Source organism: Cyclobacterium sp. 10D3-21, assembly GCF_055809755.1.
In genome coordinates this window covers 2,974,460-2,992,999 of record NZ_CM147924.1, presented here as the reverse complement: position 1 = coordinate 2,992,999, position 18,540 = coordinate 2,974,460, and the positions used below count along the sequence as shown (strand labels likewise).

At 39.5% G+C, this 18,540-nt stretch carries 15 protein-coding genes; 7 read left to right on the top strand and 8 right to left on the bottom strand.

The window, feature by feature from the left end:
• Positions 1 to 61: 61 nt before the first annotated feature.
• The 4 genes from AC0L7T_RS12090 to AC0L7T_RS12075 all read right to left on the bottom strand — a co-directional run bounded on the left by AC0L7T_RS12090 (position 62) and on the right by AC0L7T_RS12075 (position 4,050).
• Positions 62 to 931, bottom strand: a complete 870-nt coding sequence (locus AC0L7T_RS12090) for a polysaccharide deacetylase family protein (protein WP_473342893.1) — start codon at positions 929 to 931, stop codon at positions 62 to 64.
• 266 nt (positions 932 to 1,197) lie between these two features.
• The gene (locus tag AC0L7T_RS12085) at positions 1,198 to 2,727 is read right to left on the bottom strand and encodes a prolyl oligopeptidase family serine peptidase (RefSeq protein ID WP_473342892.1); all 1,530 of its coding nucleotides are present in this window, start codon (positions 2,725 to 2,727) and stop codon (positions 1,198 to 1,200) included.
• Positions 2,728 to 3,317: 590 nt separating this feature from the next.
• The gene (locus tag AC0L7T_RS12080; RefSeq protein ID WP_473342891.1) at positions 3,318 to 3,881 is read right to left on the bottom strand and encodes a hypothetical protein; all 564 of its coding nucleotides are present in this window, start codon (positions 3,879 to 3,881) and stop codon (positions 3,318 to 3,320) included.
• Between the two features lie 46 nt (positions 3,882 to 3,927).
• Positions 3,928 to 4,050 carry a hypothetical protein gene (locus AC0L7T_RS12075; RefSeq protein ID WP_473342890.1) on the bottom strand — a complete coding sequence of 41 codons (123 nt, stop codon included), beginning with the start codon at positions 4,048 to 4,050 and terminating at the stop codon, positions 3,928 to 3,930.
• 521 nt (positions 4,051 to 4,571) lie between these two features.
• Between AC0L7T_RS12075 and AC0L7T_RS12070 the strand changes: the two genes are divergently transcribed.
• Positions 4,572 to 5,741: an exo-beta-N-acetylmuramidase NamZ family protein gene (locus tag AC0L7T_RS12070; protein ID WP_473342889.1), complete on the top strand. Its 1,170-nt coding sequence runs from the start codon at positions 4,572 to 4,574 to the stop codon at positions 5,739 to 5,741.
• Between the two features lie 137 nt (positions 5,742 to 5,878).
• Entirely contained in the window at positions 5,879 to 6,586 is a 708-nt protein-coding gene (locus tag AC0L7T_RS12065) for an SIMPL domain-containing protein (protein ID WP_473342888.1), read from the top strand.
• On the opposite strand, the gene AC0L7T_RS12060 is transcribed toward AC0L7T_RS12065, so the two are convergent.
• The 4 genes from AC0L7T_RS12060 to AC0L7T_RS12045 all read right to left on the bottom strand — a co-directional run bounded on the left by AC0L7T_RS12060 (position 6,583) and on the right by AC0L7T_RS12045 (position 10,384).
• Positions 6,583 to 8,253, bottom strand: a complete 1,671-nt coding sequence (locus AC0L7T_RS12060) for a DUF6909 family protein (RefSeq protein WP_473342887.1) — start codon at positions 8,251 to 8,253, stop codon at positions 6,583 to 6,585. The two genes, AC0L7T_RS12065 and AC0L7T_RS12060, sit on opposite strands and share 4 nt — an antisense overlap.
• A gap of 237 nt (positions 8,254 to 8,490) precedes the next feature.
• Positions 8,491 to 8,676, bottom strand: coding sequence for a hypothetical protein (locus tag AC0L7T_RS12055; RefSeq protein WP_473342886.1), 186 nt, complete (start codon positions 8,674 to 8,676; stop codon positions 8,491 to 8,493).
• 66 nt (positions 8,677 to 8,742) lie between these two features.
• On the bottom strand, positions 8,743 to 9,801 hold the full coding sequence (locus AC0L7T_RS12050) for a PA0069 family radical SAM protein (RefSeq protein WP_473342885.1): 1,059 nt from the start codon (positions 9,799 to 9,801) through the stop codon (positions 8,743 to 8,745).
• A gap of 37 nt (positions 9,802 to 9,838) precedes the next feature.
• Positions 9,839 to 10,384: a class I SAM-dependent methyltransferase gene (locus AC0L7T_RS12045; RefSeq protein ID WP_473342884.1), complete on the bottom strand. Its 546-nt coding sequence runs from the start codon at positions 10,382 to 10,384 to the stop codon at positions 9,839 to 9,841.
• Between the two features lie 270 nt (positions 10,385 to 10,654).
• Between AC0L7T_RS12045 and AC0L7T_RS12040 the strand changes: the two genes are divergently transcribed.
• The 5 genes from AC0L7T_RS12040 to AC0L7T_RS12020 all read left to right on the top strand — a co-directional run bounded on the left by AC0L7T_RS12040 (position 10,655) and on the right by AC0L7T_RS12020 (position 18,386).
• Positions 10,655 to 12,337 (top strand): amidohydrolase family protein, encoded by a 1,683-nt coding sequence (locus AC0L7T_RS12040; RefSeq protein WP_473342883.1) that lies wholly within the window; start codon positions 10,655 to 10,657, stop codon positions 12,335 to 12,337.
• Complete coding sequence (locus tag AC0L7T_RS12035; protein ID WP_473342882.1) at positions 12,330 to 13,700, top strand: amidohydrolase family protein; 1,371 nt, start codon at positions 12,330 to 12,332, stop codon at positions 13,698 to 13,700. The genes AC0L7T_RS12040 and AC0L7T_RS12035 overlap by 8 nt, the downstream gene beginning before the upstream one ends.
• A gap of 51 nt (positions 13,701 to 13,751) precedes the next feature.
• Complete coding sequence (locus AC0L7T_RS12030; protein WP_473342881.1) at positions 13,752 to 15,041, top strand: amidohydrolase family protein; 1,290 nt, start codon at positions 13,752 to 13,754, stop codon at positions 15,039 to 15,041.
• 66 nt (positions 15,042 to 15,107) lie between these two features.
• The gene (locus AC0L7T_RS12025; protein WP_473342880.1) at positions 15,108 to 16,268 is read left to right on the top strand and encodes a C40 family peptidase; all 1,161 of its coding nucleotides are present in this window, start codon (positions 15,108 to 15,110) and stop codon (positions 16,266 to 16,268) included.
• Positions 16,269 to 16,280: 12 nt separating this feature from the next.
• On the top strand, positions 16,281 to 18,386 hold the full coding sequence (locus tag AC0L7T_RS12020; protein WP_473342879.1) for a M28 family peptidase: 2,106 nt from the start codon (positions 16,281 to 16,283) through the stop codon (positions 18,384 to 18,386).
• The last annotated feature ends 154 nt before the right edge of the window (positions 18,387 to 18,540 follow it).

The following is an 18,540-nucleotide window of genomic DNA, read 5'->3' as shown; positions in this document are numbered from 1 at the left end:
CTCCGGTGGCTGAGCTTGTCGAAGCCACTGGTATGTGGACTTATCTTGTGCCTTGAATAGATTAGTTGTTGTACAATTTTATTCGGATTTCATCCCAGGTAATTAATTCAATGTTTTTTTCTTTGAGCTTTAACTTGACCTTCTCATTTGTGAAAAAATCAAAATCGATTTGCCTCCATTCAGAACCGAAATTGGGATGGTTGATTGTAACTCCTTTCATTTCATTGTCATCAAAGGCTGGATGAATTAAAATCAGGTTCAGACCGCTTGTTAATTCCTCGAAAATAGAATCGTAATAATCGGCAAGTTCACCTTTTTCGAAGTATTTAAACTCCCCCATATGTACGCTATTAATTAAAAAATCATCTTTTTGGATTAACTGTTCAGGATTTAAGCCGACCATTTCAAACAATTTTTCATTTATTACAACGGGAAGTTTGTACTTTTCTCCTAAACTTCTGTAAATGTTAAAAAACTCAGGGTCTGCCCCTACGCTGTACATATGAGAATCAATATGCGTTGGTTTTAACCCGAATTTGATGGCTTTTTCGATTTGAGCTTGAAGCTCCTTTTTAACGTGTTCCGCTTGTCCGTGTTTTCTGAGAAGCTCCCTTTTTTTATAGAAATGTCCATTTTCATCGACTAAACTTGGCACTTCTGAAACCGGCAACACAGGTCCGAATTTATAGTTTTCCCATTCGCAGGTTAGTGTCAAGTGTACCCCATAATCAAATTGGGAGTTATTTTTTGCAAATACTGCCATTTCATAAAACCATGGGCAGGGAACCATTATACTGTAGGAATTCACAATTCCTTTCTCCAACGCTTGAATCGTGGCCCTATTTTCAGAATGTGAAAGTCCTGCATCATCTGCATGTATTATCAATAACTTAGTATCTGTTGGGAACCCTAATTTTTGTGCTGAATTCATTTTTAACCTAACCTTTAATAATTTCCGTTTAATTTTTCCCGAATGGTAGATAACCTACAGGTAACACCCCTAACTCAAGACCACAATATCAACCTTCCTTGTTGATATTGAACTGATACTTGATGGTGTTATATACTTTTGGTGATTCCTCGGGTAGGCAGCGAAGTTAGGGAATTATGCAGTCATTTGTTTTAACTTTCCCATGAAAACAAAGGTTCAAACACTCGCTTTTTAGGCAACTGACCCCTCTTGTATCCAGGCTAGCTTTAATCTTTTAATTGTTTCAACCTATCAATAGCATTTTGATTTTGGGAATTCAATTCTAAGGACTTTTTAAAATTTTCAACTGCTTTGACTTTATTGCCAACAAATAGATATCCTTCTGCCAAACTATCAAAAAGATTTGCAGAATTAGGATAAAGCGCTACTGCAAATAAAAAAATGTTTATCCCTTGTTCAGCCGTATCAGAGTTGAATACTAGCTGTAGCGCAAGTGTGTTAAGATTTCCTTCGGGAATTTTAAATGAAGGATGTTCCTTTAAAGTTGAATCATATAACTGGGAAAGGTTTTGATAGTGCTGACTTGATGCTAAATCATTGAAATCCTTAAAAGTGAATTCGGGTCCTTCAGGCTGATTGGTGCTATGAGTGATCAAGCCATTCCTTACCCCATTCTCAGTTGGATTATTCTCGAGAAATTTTAATGCCTTTCCGTCATTTTTCAAATAGGCATTGAGGAAATTTAAAGTATAAGTGGCCACCCATTTGTAGGATTCCATTATTTCAGGATCGCTTTTGTCTTGTCTTAAATCCCTTTCTGCGAATAGCGTTCCTAAAATGCTGAAATAAGAATGGGTTAAATCATTGAATTTAAATCGGTAAGCTTTTCCTTTGGTAATATTGTCATAGAACTCAAATTTCGTATTAAGCTCAGCCTTGATATTGTCTTCTTTAAGCACTTTTTCGGGAATATCTTTTTGGGCCATATGAAGGTAGGGAACATTCATTTTTTCAATATCGAAAAAAGGGGATTCTTGTAACAGCGCATACTGATACCTTTCTGTACCGTCAAGACTGACAATCGCTTTTACTTTTTCATTTCTATTTTGGGCAATTACATTTGATAAACCACCAAAACTAAAACCCATAACTGCTATTTTGTCGTAATTGGCCATCGGGAATTTCCCGATCTCTTTTATCAAAAATGTTACATCACTAGCTTGGGTCTCCATTTCCTTTGCATTGTTATTGCTAAACCAACGGGTTTCTGTTCCACGACTTGGGCTTGAGATCACAATGTATCCGTGACTGGATATATATTCACAAAGTGCGAAATTCTCTATTGATGATGCCTGATAGCTTGGTGCGTAAACGATTACCGGGAATTTACCCTCGGCAAAATCGATTTCAGGGTAAGCTTTTGTTTGTTCCTTGAGGTGATTTTGATTTGCAGGTGTATTGGAGTAATAAAACCAATTTAAAAGTTGTTCGTCTGGCAAATATTCCCATTCCTCTTCTTCTTTCAAGATTTGAAAGTAATCCAAAATCTTCATTGGATTTTCATCTCCTTTAAGTTGTTCAGAAGGATACCATATACTTACATTAATAGGCCTCGCAATTTCTTTATTGCTGTAGTCAAAGCTTCTACTGTATGTCCTTGTGCTGTCAGACCTGATATAGTGTCGAAATCCTACTATATATTTCCCGTTGTCTAAGTTAATTCCCTCCAATGACGTTTGCCCATTACCTAAATAAGTCTGGAAAAGCAGCAAGATGAATATAAATACAATTCGCATGATAGGTGTTTTAGTACTCCTTTCTTAGGATTAGAACTTTCATTCGCATTCATTTCAATAAAATATTGAGAGCCAATGTCAAATCAATATATCTCTTCTCGGACTGGATTGCAACTTTGGCTTCCTTCACCCACTCATAAATAAAATCTTTTTGTAGAACAAAACAGGTTCCGATTATCTTCATCTAGGCGTAGTTTGAAACCTCGTCTCCTTATCCCGACCCACCACAGCCATCTTAAATTCGCAAAAAGCAGTTCCCAATAACTGGCTTCGGCTCCGCAAATCTAAGCGTAGTTTGCAACTACGCCTCCCTATCCCCACTCATCAACCGCCTAAAAATTTTGGAAAAAGCAGTTTCAAATAGCTGATGTTAGTTACATTGGCTTCGGCTCCGCTCATCCACCGTCAGGCTGAAGATTTTAAGTTTATGGCTATTACCTGGTGAAACATGTAATTACACTTCTTCCTATTTGGAAAGGTGGTGGGATGAATGATTTGGCTAAAGCCAGCGTTGCTGGGAAATCTAATATTACCTCCAGCTAAAGCAGGAGGCTATTGAATTGGGATCATTATCCTATTCCTAAACCAAGTTAAAAAGCCAGGCCTACGGTTAGCCCAAGCCTCAAGTCCTTCTTGTAATTTTCATTCAGTTCATGTGAGGTTTCGTTGGGCTTGGTGGTTGCTGTAGACCAAAGTGGCAAACCATATCCTACGAAAGCGGAAAGTGCCAACCTTTTATAGTTATACCGATAACCTGTATTTAGGCCTGTGAAAATGGCCTCATACTCGTGTTGTATATTGGCTCCGGTTGTGGTGCTTTCTTCTCCCCATCGGAATTTAGAATACAGACCAGCAAAAAGCCCATCTGCAACTTTGCCCTTAGCAAAAAAATAATACCGATACTCTAGTGCAAGAGAGTTCACCTGTTGGTCCTTATCCTCTGAAAGCTGATTTAGTTTATGTTCTATGCCCAGCCAAAAACCATTCTTTATAAAGCTGTATTCAAAGCTTGCTACCAGGCTTTGATCGGGTATACCCAAGACATTGAGGCCTATCCTATTTTTATAGGAAGGCTCGTCCTGTGCAAGAGCTGAAAACCAGGCAAATTGTAATACAAATAGCAATAAAAATGGCAGGATGGTATTTCGTTTCATGAAACTGGAGGTTTAAAATGATTCTTTACATTAATGCGAATGAAGTTTAATAGTAGTAGCATGATTCCTCTATCACTTCAGAATCCAGCTTTTTATCTGAATGGGAAGTGCTTTTTCGTCCAAATGAAGAAATCAATAGATCTGATCCAGCATTGATGCCTCTTTCCATTGTAAATAGGATTTGCCGAGCAAGTGCTGAAAAGTTCACTATGAACGGTAATTTCAGATTCAATAAACTGTTAAAAACCCAACACATCTGGTACATGGATAGCATGCCTATAATTAGTCGGGAAAGGCCACAAAACCTGACTACAATTCCGGGAAATTATTTCATTCAGTTGTAAGGGGGGATTATCTAGGTGAAATAATTTCTGATTTGGACCCTGCTGGCTTCGACCCCTTCTAGGCGTGAGTTTGCAACTACGCCTTCTTATCCCGACTCATCAAAGACCAATTTACTTAGTAGAAAAAGATTCCAATAAGATGACTTCAATTCCGCTGACTTCGGCAGACTCAGCCACCGGAATTATTCTCATGCCACGAAGCCTTTTCTATTTCCAAAATCTCAATAGCTATGGACAAAAGTCTATACCTATTGGGGTTTGTTTTTTCCTTATTATATTCACTGCAAATATTCTAATTATGGCCTCCTTCTTAAAATACTTTTGTGTTTGCATAATTTTACTCTTTATGTCTGTATTGAAAGTGCAGGCTCAGGGCTCAGGTGAAAACAATCCCATTATCACTGCTGCCGATCAGACGGATAAATACCTTCCCTACTTGAAAGGCAAAAAAGTAGCGATCATGGCAAACCCGACCAGCATTATTGGCGAAAAACATTTGGTTGATAGCTTGCAATCGCTGGGAGTGGATATTGTTAAAGTTTTTGGGCCCGAACATGGCTTTCGTGGCAATGTGGGCGCAGGAGTGCATGTGAAGGATGAAATTGACAGTGAAACAGGTATTCCCATTGTTTCACTGTATGGCGCCAAGAGAAAACCATCAAAAGAGGATTTGGCAGAGGTGGATCTTTTGATTTATGATTTACAAGATGTTGGTTGCCGTTTTTATACCAATATCAATGCTTTGGTCCGTCTTATGGAAGCATGCCATGAAAACAACCTGGAATTGCTAATCCTGGATAGGCCAAACCCAAATGGTTATTTGATCGATGGACCTGTTTTGGATATGAAATACAAATCAGGAATAGGGCAATTCCCTATCCCCATGTCCCATGGATTGACTGTGGCTGAATTTGCTTTGATGGCAAATGGTGAAGGATGGCTAAAAGACAAGGTGCAGTGTAAATTGAAAATCATACGGGTTGCCAATTACGCCCATGAAATGCCCTACACCCTCCCCGTCTCCCCCTCTCCAAATCTAAATACCCAGCAGTCCATTCTTTTATACCCCTCAACCTGCATGTTTGAAGGCACCTATATCAACCATGGCAGAGGTACTTACTTTCCGTTTACCATTTTTGGAAGCCCTGCCTATAAAGACATTTACACATTCTCTTTTACCCCAAAAAGTATAAAAGGAATGTCCCAAAGTCCTCTATTTATGGATCAGGTATGTTATGGCATTGACCTGCGTGATTATGACACCGATTTACTTAGAGAAACTGGTCAAATAAACTTAAAATGGATCATGGAGCTTTATAAAAATAGCCCTGAAAAAGAAAAGTTTTTTGACGGAAGTCTAAGCAAACAAATGAACAACATTGAAATTCAGGTAGGGTCGGGATTGTTCCGGCAGCAAATTATCGACGGGGTACCTGAAAGTGAAATACGAGCAAGCTGGGAACCAGGTTTGTCTAACTATAAATTGATGCGGAAAAAATACACGCTTTATCCTTAAAGGGTAATTATAATAAATTTCAATTGCGGTTTGCATTAAGGTGGCACTGAAATTGAAGATGAAATAGTCTTAGTTATTCAGCTGGCAAATGAGCAGCATTTTTAGGATTAACTTGTACCAGGTAAAACGTAAGGATTATGAAATTTGATTGGTTGAAAACATTGGTTTTTAGTGCTGCTGTAATAATTGCAGGCTTTTTTATTGGCAACATGCACAAAATTGGCAAGCAATATGACCGAACAGTTCAAGTAAAAGGATTGTCTGAACGTGAGGTAGATGCAGATTTGGCCGTATGGCCCATAAACATTTCGTTAATGGCAAATGACCTGAATGCACTTAGCCTTAATGTAGAAAAGCAAAACAAAGAAGTTTACAATTTTTTTATTGCTCAGGGCTTTACTGAGGATGAACTGACCAAAGGAAGCACCAATATTAGCGATTTACGAGCGGACAGGTACAATTCAAATGCTCAATACAGTGAATTCCGGTATTTGGCCAAGTCAGAATTCACGGTGAGAACCGATGATCTTGGCAAACTTCAGAAAGCACTTTCTGAATCACTCGCACTTATGTCAAAAGGCATTTTATTGGAATCGAAAAATACCTGGAGGCCCATTGAATATATCTTTACCGGACTGAACGAGCTAAAACCCTCCATGATAGAAGAAGCAACAAAAAATGCTCGTGAAGTTGCCGAGAAATTTGCCCGAGACTCCGATTCTGAAGTTGGGGAAATCAGAACAGCAAGGCAAGGCTTGTTTACCATCAATGACAGGGATGAAAACACACCCCAAATTAAAACAGTTAGGGTGGTTACCACCATTGACTTTCAATTGGAAGATTAGGCCTCCCCAATCTTCTTAAGTATCTTATACGTAATCAAATAGGCTGGCCTGACACCATCCATACCTAATGCTCCCGAAGCTAAAGTGCTACCAGTTTCCAATGGATTGTCTGAAGCATAGTAGGCATACATTACTTTTACATTCTTCCGAATGCTATTTCTGATTTTACTTGCAGATTGAATGGCTTTCTGGTAATGTGCGCCTTCCATTTCTAATCCTGCAGCTTTCCACGATGATTCCATAAAATAACCCAATACCTCCTTGTTTTGAAGGGAAGTTCCCAATACAGTAATCATTGGCCCATCATATACACCAAGTCCATATCCCTCAAAATCATTGGGGTTCAATTCATTTTTAAAAGGATAGTTGTCTGCTGTTCCTTCGAATACATGGGCATTGGGTATCATAATATCCCCCTTCTTTCCTTCCAAAATACCTGCTTTCCCCATAATAGAGGTGCTTATGATATTTAAAGGTATTTTCTTTTCCCCAATTTCATAAGGTTTTAACAATTCATCAAAACACTCATAAGCCTGCTCACCAAAAGCATAATCCATTACCACCAGAACTGGCCTCTTCCTTTTGCCTTCAGGCAGTTTTACACCTGGAATCAAAAAATCTGATACCATCTTCTCCGTATCTATAATTTGCACTCCAATATTGGTCCCCGAGGAATCTGGCACTTGTGTCAATCCATGCTTCATGGCATAGGCAAGTATTTCCTTTTCTTTACTCCCTTTTCCATTTACACTGATTTTCATGGCCATTTCTTCGATGGTTTCATAATCTTCCAATCCAAGGGCCTGAAACCCATAAATAGTATTGATGACGCTGTGAAGGTTGGCACTAATCACATGTATGGGTCTACTCAATAAGTCCTGTTCATCCAAAACCATTTTAATGGTATTGGCCCAGGATTCTCCATATACATGGTGTCCTACCCTTTCTCTAAGGGTTGCTGAGAAAGAAATCTCTCTGTCACTTCCATCCAGAATCTCTTCCATGGATAGCCTTCCCATATGGTAAATGATGGCAAAAAGACTATTGCTATTGTAAGAATTTTCAAATTTTTGAACCGCATTTTTAGTTTCCTCAAAAGTCCTCCCTGTCAAATGGCTGAGGTAAGAACAAGCGGCTTCCTTATTGAATTCTTCGCCTTTAATTTCCTTCTCTACGACCTCTTTCAATTTTCTCCAATTGAGGTTGATCCTACCTTTGGGGTCTGTACTGTTCTTTCGGATTTTCTCTGACTCTATGTATAAAAAAGTTAAGTGCGTGAGAATATCATAAATATCACTCTTCCCACGAGTCATTTCCACATACATCTGCTCCTCATCTACCCTATAGCAATTTCGCTTCCTTTTGGAAGGAATTAAGGGTGGAAAACCAGAATCCTCATAGCCTTCCCTACTGATCAGGCGAATGTACCTGCATTCTTCTATGCCTTGAGGTAGGCGCTCCATTACGTAAAGAAGCCCTTCCAACTCAAGTTTTTCGGAATCATTGACCAGGCCGTAGATTTCCGGACTCAGGGTAAGCAAAGCTTCCACCAAGGATTCACCAGAAACTCCGGTAGGTTTATAATTCCCCCGCATAAATAGGTGCCGCATGGTGATGTACAAGCGTTCAATGGCTGCCCTGGATTCCTGTGCTTTGGTCCTTTTCATAAATGTTGAGGTTTAAAAATTAGGTAATATTACAAAATTTTATTCTGCTTAGAGAAAAATAAAAGCCGATTTAACAAAAGTATAATTTATACATTGTCGGAAATCATATTATTAGGGTTTAAGAACGTCCGTTTGGTGCTTAGTTGAAATATATCTAATATTCATTAAGTTTAAACAGTCATTTGGCTTGAAGAAATACCGCAGCAGTATTATTTGAATTTCAGTATAGCCAACGGGCTATTGATACAGTTTTATTTTAGTTGACCCTCCAACAGTCAAATCATCTATGGACCGCCTTTCATTCTCTAAAGTGATACAACCCTTTTCGCACAACCAAACCACTGCCTCATTTTCATCCTCCAGGAAACTTTCCCAATCATTGGGGTAAATCCATTTTACCACTTCCGTGGGACTAAATGCCATTTCTTTTTTCCTTTTGCCATTTCCATTGTAGCCAATACAAGAATGCCTTTATCGAGGTAATTCATATTAAAAAAGTTTCAATTGTCCGTTACCTTTAAATTGACTGAAGTCGTAGGCAGGCATTTTTGAGTCTTTAGGGAGGTGTTTTTTAATAGAAAGTTGCACCATATCTGAAATGGTTTTACACAAAATGCCCTCACCTTTAAGTCTTCTGCCCCAATCCGTATCATTTGATTTGCCCCCATGTAGTGCTTCTATTTGATGCATCACTTTGTCTGTTCTATCAGGAAAATGCTCCTCCAGCCAATTTTTAAACAGTTCTTTTACCTGACCATTTAATCTGACAACGGTATAACCCACCTGCTTCGCACCCGCTTCTGCTGCTAATTTGATTATCTGTGGAATAGCGTCAGTATTAATCCCTGGAATGATTGGAGCAACCATAATGCCAACTGGTATTCCTGCCTTAGAAAATTCCTGAATGATTTCAATTTTTTTATGCGCTACAGCCGTTCTTGGCTCTAGTAACAGCTTCAATTTATTGTCCAGGTGATTGATAGAAAAATAGACATGAACCAGCTTTTTTTCTGCCAGCTTTTTTAAAAGGTCAAAATCTCGATCTATCAGGCTGTTTTTGGTAATCAAACTAACAGGATGTCGGTACTCGAGACATGTTTCAAGTATTTTTTGCGTGAGTTTATACTTGTTTTCTGCAGGTTGGTAACAATCCGTATTACCAGAAAGCATAATGGTCTGGGGACGATAATTCTTTTTTTCGAATTGTTTTTTCAGCTGGGTTACAATGTCTGTTTTCACCAGGATTTTGGTTTCAAAACCTAAGCCTGCATCATAACCCCAATATTGATGGGAATTCCTTGCGTAACAATAGATGCATCCGTGCTCACAACCCTGGTAAGGATTTACGGAGTAGTTTAAAGGTAGGTCAGGACTATCATTAACAGAGAGAGCAGATTTAGTGCTGACATTAATGAATTTAGTGCTGGGATTTTCTTCATATTCGGGCACATCAATTCCCTCTATATGTTCATGTACCAGGCTGGTATTTTCATACACATTACCCGGCTGATTCCCCGTACCTCTACCCTTAAAATCCGCACCTTTCATAAGGAGCAAGATATTAAATTAACAGCAAAAAACCTTATCAGGTATTACACACCATAATGAAAGCCGGAGGGAAGTTCTTAAGCGTAAAGGCTGTCTTAATGGTACTAAAATGCGTAGCAAACTGAAAGCGCAACAAATAAGAATAGCAAATTTGGATGAAAAAACCACTTGGCTTGAGCATCAGGCTACTTTTTTCGTAAATGGCAGTTCTGGACTCTTTCGCAATCAGGCTAAAGGGCAGTGAAGAAAGAAACAAATCTACAGGATTTCCTTTCAGGTGCTTGTCCATGTTTTCTGCTGAATCACAAATGATAACAACATTATCAGAACCATATTTCTTTCGAAGATTATCACAAAAATGCTCACTAATCTCAAATACATAAAGTACTGCATCTTTATCCATCCGCTCGATTATACCTGTGGTAATGCTGCCATCACCTCCTCCGAGCTCCACAATGACTTTTGCACCTTTGAACTCGGCAAAAGACAGCATTTTATTTACCAAAGACTTTGAACTAAATGTTACAGCGCCAGTAGTTTTAATATTGACAAACAACTCTTTGAAAAGCGAACTTTTATTCATTAGTTAATTGAATTAAACCAGGGTTAAGCTTTTAAACCTTCTGCAATTGAATTTTATAAATATTTAAATACGATCACAAATTTCAAAGTTACTAAAATCAACTTCATAAAATTCATTTTTTTTCAAAAAAAGAGAAATTCATTTTGGCGAAACAAAGTTAACAAGGCAAAATCGATTTTCAGGACAATTACCAACATTTAATAAATAACTATTCTAAAATTGACTTTTAAACCCTATTTTTAGCTTTTAGTTAAGTACAAAACATCAAAAATGAAGTCGAAAAAACAACTCATTTTACCTTATTATACTGTCTTTCTTGTTTGCACCCTTTTATTTTTAGGCCAGGCACAAGCACAAAGTGACAATAATGGGGACAGAAGGATAACCACAAGTTATTATATTTCGAATGCGACGGTCATTTCAGAACCAGGTAAAATACATAGCAATTATGCTATTATCTTTAAGAATGGTACGATTAGTGAAATCGGAAAAAACCTGACCATCCCTAAGGATGCGAAAGAAATCAAGGGGGAATCACTATTTGTATATCCCGGATTTATTGACTTGGGTAATCAATCCGGTGTCGAGGTACCTGTCCTACCTGAAAGGCCAAAAGATTTTGATACCTCAAAACCTATCCCAGAATTGGCGGGAATTCACCCCCATTTTTCTGCAGCAAAACTTTATCAATTCAATGAAAAAATTGAAGAAGATTGGCGTAAACTTGGTTTTACCATTGCACAAAAACTCCCTGAGGGGAAGGGAATGTTACCAGGTTTGACCACACTTGTTGTTTTAGGACATGAAGACAATAACAACCTAATCATCGAGAACCAATCTCAATTTTTTCAATTCAATACGGTACGTGGCGTTTATCCCCATACCAAGTTAGCCGTAATGGCCAAGTGGCGGGATCTTTTCCAGAACACAGTCCTTTACCGAGAACACCTGGCTATCTATGCCAAGAACAAGGGAATCGGTCGGGCAGAATTTGATCCTGTATTGAATGCATTAATTCCTGTATCTCAAAATCAGATACCTCTCCTTGTAGCTCCCAAAAGCGAACTAGATACCCGAAGAGCACTGAAAATGCAAGAAGAAAACAGCTTTAAACTTATATTGCTTGGTGTAAATGAAGGGGATGAACTTATTCCTATTTTGCGTTCGAAGAAGGTAGGAGTGGCACTTAACCTTGCACTGCCTGAAGATAAATTTTCAGATTCTCTCGATACTGATGAGCAAGGGAAAGATTACGAAGCAAGAATTGAAAGGGCCCGTAAGGCATTCCTTGAGCCTTTGAGTTTAGCTTCAAAATACGAAAAAGCCGGAATCCCTTTTGCCTTTACCAGTATGGGCTTAGAGAAAAAAGATTTTTATAGCAACCTAAAACTGATGATAGACAATGGTCTTTCAAAGGATGCTGCACTTGCTGCCTTAACCAGCAATCCAGCGAAAATCCTGGGAATAGAAGACATTAGTGGCAGTATCGCCCCAGGAAAAATGGCCAATATGGTATTAATGACGGACAGCCTTTTCTCTAAGGATGGTAAAGTTTCCATGGTTGTTAGTGATGGCTACCTTTTTGATTTCACAGACGATATCAGTTCAGAGAAATCTGGAAGTCAGGTTTGGAATTATGCAACTGAGACACCCGTGGGCCAATCAAAAGGTACATGGGAATTTATTAAAAAGAATGACAAATGGGAAGGTACTGTTTCTTATGACAGCCCAAAAGGAACCGGAATCAAAAAGGCTAAAATGGAAAACCTGGAGTTTACAGATGAATCTCTGTCGTTTTCCTTTATGGTTGAAACCAACGACGCAATCCTGGACGTAACGGTTAATGGAGATATTGATAATAATAAGTTTGAAGGTACCATGAACATTAAAGGTTATAACCAATTCACCGTTCAGGCTACTAAAAAAGAAAAACCGAATAAAGACCATGAATAAGAAAAGACTATTACTGGCTGGTTTATTAATTTGGTTGAGCGCAAAAGTTTACGCCCAGGAAAATCATTCAGCGGATTTATTGATAAAAAATGCCCAAGTAATCACCATAACCAATGGAACGCTGGAGAACACAGATGTGCTGGTTAAGAAAGGCATTATTACTGAAATAGGTACCAACCTTAAGGCTTCTAAAAACGCAAAAGTCGTGGATGCTTCCGGCCAATACCTAATGCCAGGCATCATTGACGCCCATTCTCACCTTGCGCTTGAAATCATCAATGAGGCAAGCAGTCCCATCACTTCTGAAGTTCAGATGAGGGATGTGATTGACCCTTTTGACATTTCTATCTACCGCGCTTTGGCAGGAGGCACAACGATCTCCCACGCCATGCATGGATCTGCAAACGTAATTGGAGGGCAAAATGTAACATTGAAACACCGCTATGGGACCAAAGATCCCAATAGGCTGATAATGGAAGAAGCACCAAGAACCATTAAATTTGCACTGGGTGAGAATCCAACACGTGTACATGGAATCGGAAAAAACTTACAGCCACGATCCAGAATGGGCGTAGAAGCAGTCATCAGAAATGGATTTGAAGAAGCACTAAAATACAAAGCGATCTGGGAAAAATGGGACTTAGAAAAGCAGAAAAAAGAAATCAATACTGCCCCACCAAAGTACAATTCAAGATTGCAAACACTTGTGGATATTTTGGATGGAAAAATCATTATTCACTGCCATTCTTACCGAGCAGATGAAATCTACATGCTTATTGAGGTATGCAAGGAATATGGCGTGGATAAGATTGTATTTTCGCATGTCAATGAAGGATTTAAAGTAGCTCCTGAACTGGCAAAATACACCATGGGTGCTTCCGTTTTTTCTGATTGGTGGGCCTATAAATTTGAGGTTTATTACTCAACTGCATTCAATGCGGCAATCTTGACAAAGAACGGTGTGGTGACTTCGATCAACTCAGACTCTGATGAACTCATTCGGCACCTTTACCATGAAGCAGCCAAAACGCAGCGCTATGGTGGACTTACTGATGATGAAGCATTGGCATTGATTACTATTAATCCAGCCAAACAATTGGGCATTGACAAATACGTAGGTTCTATTGAAGTAGGCAAACAGGCTGATCTGGTTTTATTTGACAATCACCCACTTTCTATTTATGCCATTCCACAGATGACCTGGGTAGATGGGATTAAGTATTTTGATCGAAAATCTGATGAGGCTGACCAAAGGATAAAAATAAACCTAAAAAGATCCCCTGACCCTTTTCGTCTAAGCACAGGTTCACACGATTGCATGCAGGACGTTGGCATGTTGTTTACTGAAAACTACCACAATTAATAGTTGAAAATGAAAAGGCAACTCAATTTCCTTGGTAATAATACGGTTCAAATGAAAAAGTTAAAAATATTGATATGGTCTTGTTTTTTCTTACTCAGTCAAGGTCTTATGGCCCAGATTGAAGGAGAAGTCATAAAGCCATACAAAGCCAACTTCCTGCTCACCAATGCGAAAATCCATACCATCACCAATGGAATTCTGGAAGGCCATGATTTGCTGATTGAAGAGGGTTTGATCAAGGCAATAGGGAAAGATATACCGCATGAAAACCATACTATAATTGACTGCTCAGGGAAGGCCCTCTATCCAGGATTCATTGACAGCGGAACAAGCTTGGGAATAGTAGAGATAAACTCATTGACCGAGACCCAGGATTATATGGAGTTGGGTAAATTCACACCCCAAATGCAGGCCTTAACCGTTGTGAACCCAAACGGTGTAGCAATACCTGTAACAAGGGTTAGTGGCGTCACTACAGTACTGACCCAACCCCGAGGTGGTTATTTTCCGGGAACAGCTGCACTGATTAATTTGAATGGCTATACGCCAGCGCAGATGTTCGGTGGTTTTAAAGGACTGATTATGAATTTCCCTTCTGCTTCAAGGTCGGGAAGCAATGATACCAGGTCATTAGAGGATTTAGAAAAAGCAGCAACAAAGAACTTGGATGAAATCAATGCACTTTGGGAAAAAGCAACTACCTATCTTGCGATTAAAACCAAGGGAGGGGAAATGGATTACTACCCTGAAATGGAGCAACTTTCCAGGGTTTTAAACAAAGAATTGCCATTATTAATAGAAGTAAATGCTGCCAAAGACATTGTTTTAGCTTTGGAATGGATCAAAGAAAAGGACGTTAAAGTAGTATTTACTGGAGTGGCTGAAGGTTGGAAAGTCGCAGAGAAAATTGCAGCCGCTGGTGTACCAGTGATTACTGGTCCGGTCCTGGCTTTGCCTACCAGAGATTCTGACAATTACGATGCACCTTATAACAATCCTGCTTTGCTCCATAAAGCCGGTGTAAAAGTAGCTTTGCGAACAATGGAAGCAGAAAACGTTAGGAACCTACCTTTTAATGCTGGTTTTGCAGCGGCATACGGAATGGGTACTACCGAGGCTTTAAAGGCCATTACCATTAATCCCGCAGAGATTTTCGGAGTAAGCGATAGTATGGGTTCTCTAGAAGAAGGTAAAAAAGCTACCCTCTTTATCGCTGATGGCGATCCATTTGAGCCTAAAACACAAATCCAACAGGTTTTTATCAATGGCTATAGAATTCCTATGACCAATAGGCATATTAGGCTTTACCAGGAATTCCTGGACAGGGAAATGCAACCGTAGTTTATAGGGTTACCCCATTGCCTCCTTAACTTTCCTTTCTTTTAGTGAAAACCTAAAGACCAATCAATGAAACACTCTTGCTATTTATATTTATTGCTTGTGGGGGCTTTATTTGCCTGTCAGACAGAAAACAACTCCGAGGGCCTTGAAACCATTATCTCTGAGGTCAGAGAAAGTCATGCGCCAGATAAAAGAGTGGCTCTATTTGACGTGCATTGGAAAGATGGTCAATTAAACGGTGAAACAAATTTGCCTGCCGCACATGATGAATTATTGCAGCGATTAATTTCAAACAATATTTCATTTACAGATTCCATACAACTCCTTCCAGATCCAGCATTGGGTACCAAAAACCTGGCTTTAGTGACCAATTCAGTTGCCAATATAAGGAGTGCGCCAAAACACTCGGCCGAACTAGCAACACAAGCATTGATGGGAACGCCTTTGAATGTCTTGAAATCAGAAGGAAGTTGGTACCTGGTACAAACCCCAGACAAATACTTATCCTGGGTAGATGCTGCAGCCATTGTCCTGATCGATCAAAAAACCATGGACGAGTGGCTACAGAAGGAAAAAATCGTCGTCACTGAAATGATTAGCACTGTCTATGAAAATGATAAATTCGAAGAAATAGTAAGCGATATTACAGCAGGGAATGTCTTGGAATTGGTGGGCTATGAAAATGGAAACTACCAGGTAATCCTTCCCGATCAGCGGGCAGGTGTAATCCATGGAGACCATGCCATAACCTACGAAGTATGGAAAAATAGCAGAAGTACCAGTGACACCAACTTAATCCAAACTGCGAAAAAAATGATGGGTGCCCCTTATTTATGGGGAGGCACTTCTCCAAAAGGAATCGACTGTAGTGGATTTACCAAGACCATCTATTTCCTTAATGGTATGGTAATCCCTAGAGATGCTTCTCAACAAATAAATGAAGGAGAGCTTATTGACAATGACAAAAACTGGGACAATTTACAAGTAGGCGATTTATTGTTCTTCGGGGTTCCAGCCACTGAAACGAGCAAAGAGCGGGTGGTGCACGTAGGCATGTGGATTGGAGATGGAAAATTCATACACTCAAGAGGAAGGGTTCGAATAAGTAGTTTTGATCCGGAAGACGAGCACTTTGATGCCCCAGAACTGGCCCGTTACTTAAGAACCAAACGCATACGCAATCAACCTAGTGAGCACATACTAACTGTAGACCAGGTATTACAATAATAAATATTACCCATGAAAAGATTACTTTTATTTTATTTAACAGTTGGTTTAACTTTCAACCTTTTAGCCCAATCCCAAATGGATGGCTTTTCGGAAAGTGATACAAAAAAGCAAACGGACTTAGAAGATTTATTTTTAGAGAAGGTGGATTTTGGAAGTTACAAAAACCACTTAAAAACCATTACTGCCAATCCACATACTGCTGGATCTAAAGCCAATGAAGCTGTAAGGGACTACCTGATGGAAGTGATGGGGAAAGCCGAACTAGAGACCACTTTGTATCCCTATGATGTATACATACCAAAAAACCCTGGAGATTCAAAAATAGAAATCGTCACTCCAAAGCGAAAGCCATTGAATCAAATGGAAGACATAATACCAGATAACCCCTATTCTTCTCATCCGGAACTTCGCAAAGGATGGAATGCCTATTCTGGGTCTGGGGATGTAACTTCAGAGGTAGTATATGCCAACTATGGCACGAAGGAAGATTATGAAAAATTAGCTGAGCTTGGAATTTCGATCAAAGGAAAAATCGTACTCGCAAGGTATGGAAGAAACTTCCGTGGTTTCAAAGCAAAATTTGCGGAACAATATGGGGCTGCAGGACTTTTGATTTATACAGACCCAGGCGATTATGGGTATAGCAAGGGACTGGTTTATCCTGAAGGCAATAATTACAGCGAGAGTTCCATTCAAAGAGGCTCTGTATTAACAGAATCATTTACCGGTGATCCTTTAACTCCCTTTGAACCGGCCTTACCTCTTGATGGAAAAACTAAAATCAATCGTTTAGATCCAAGCGAAACAAGTTTGCATACAATCCCAATTACACCTATTGGCTACGGTGCTGCTGGTGAAATTATGGCTTTGATGAAAGGGAAACCCGTTCCGGGAGGATGGCAAGGAGGCCTACCCTTTACCTATAGACTTGAAGGAGGAGCAGATTTAACGGTAAGACTAAGCGTCAATCAACCGAAAGCGTTTGTTCGGGTCAATAATGTAATAGGAACCGTTAAAGGTAGCGTATACCCAGATGAATGGATTATTTTGGGTTGTCACTATGATGCCTGGGCATATGGGGTCACTGATCCAGGAAGTGGAACAGCCATGTTATTGACCTTATCAGAAGCACTGGGTGAACTTGTTAAAGATGGTTACAGGCCTAAGCGATCAATTATGATAGCGCATTGGGATGCAGAAGAGTATGGTGTTATTGGCTCAACAGAATGGGTGGAGCAAATGAAAAAAGAACTGGGAACGAATGCAGTAGCTTACTTGAATTTTGACGCAGGTGTATCGGGTAGGAATTTTGGAGGTGCTGCAGCGCCAAGCCTAAAGAAGCTCATGACTGATGCTGCCAAAAAAGTAATTTACCCGGATTCTACCAAGACTGTTTTTGAAATGTGGTCAAAAAATGGAGAAAGCCTACCGATTGGTAATCTTGGTGGTGGCTCTGACCATATCGCTTTTTACATGCATGCAGGCGTACCATCTATAAGCGGAGGCACGGGAGGAAAAACGCTTTACCATACCAATTATGATGATTTTTTCTTCTATGAGAAATTTATTGACCCCAGTTTAAAAATGGGTGGTGCTGTCGCACAATGGGCAGGGATTATGTCCTTAAAATTAGCAAATGCGACGTTAATCCCTTACGACTTGCCTAGGTATGCAGAAGATTTGACCCTGCATTTTTCAACTGCAACTGACAACATAAAAGCCTATTATCCAGCATTTTCAGGGTTCCAAAAATCTGTCTCCGCAATCAAAACATTGGAGAAATCCACCAACGCATTTAGTAAAGCACTTCCCAAGGCAATCAACGAAGGTCGATTAAATGCGAAAGAAATAACGCAGCTCAATGCCGATTTGATCCAACTCGAAAAGAGCTTTCTGCACAAGGAAGGAATGCCTTTTGGTCCATGGTACCTTTCCCTGTATGCATCAAATGACCCCTACAGTGGTTATGCCTCCTGGATCTTACCCGCGATTGAATATCAAATCGCTAATTCCAAGAAGGACCAATTAAACCATTGGGATGCTGTTTACGAGAAAGTCATTTTGAACCTTAATCAAAAGGTAATGGCCATCAGCCAAAAATTGGAAAGCAGGTAATTATAGCCGAATTTGAAGGCATTTGAAAAAAAGTAACCTCAACCCAACCAATTGATAGTGTTGTTAAAAAATAACCCCGAGCGAAAACCCGGGGTTATTTTTTTTAATTTTTTTACGCTTTGCCGTAACAACTATTAGTAAAGCGTTAGAAGGG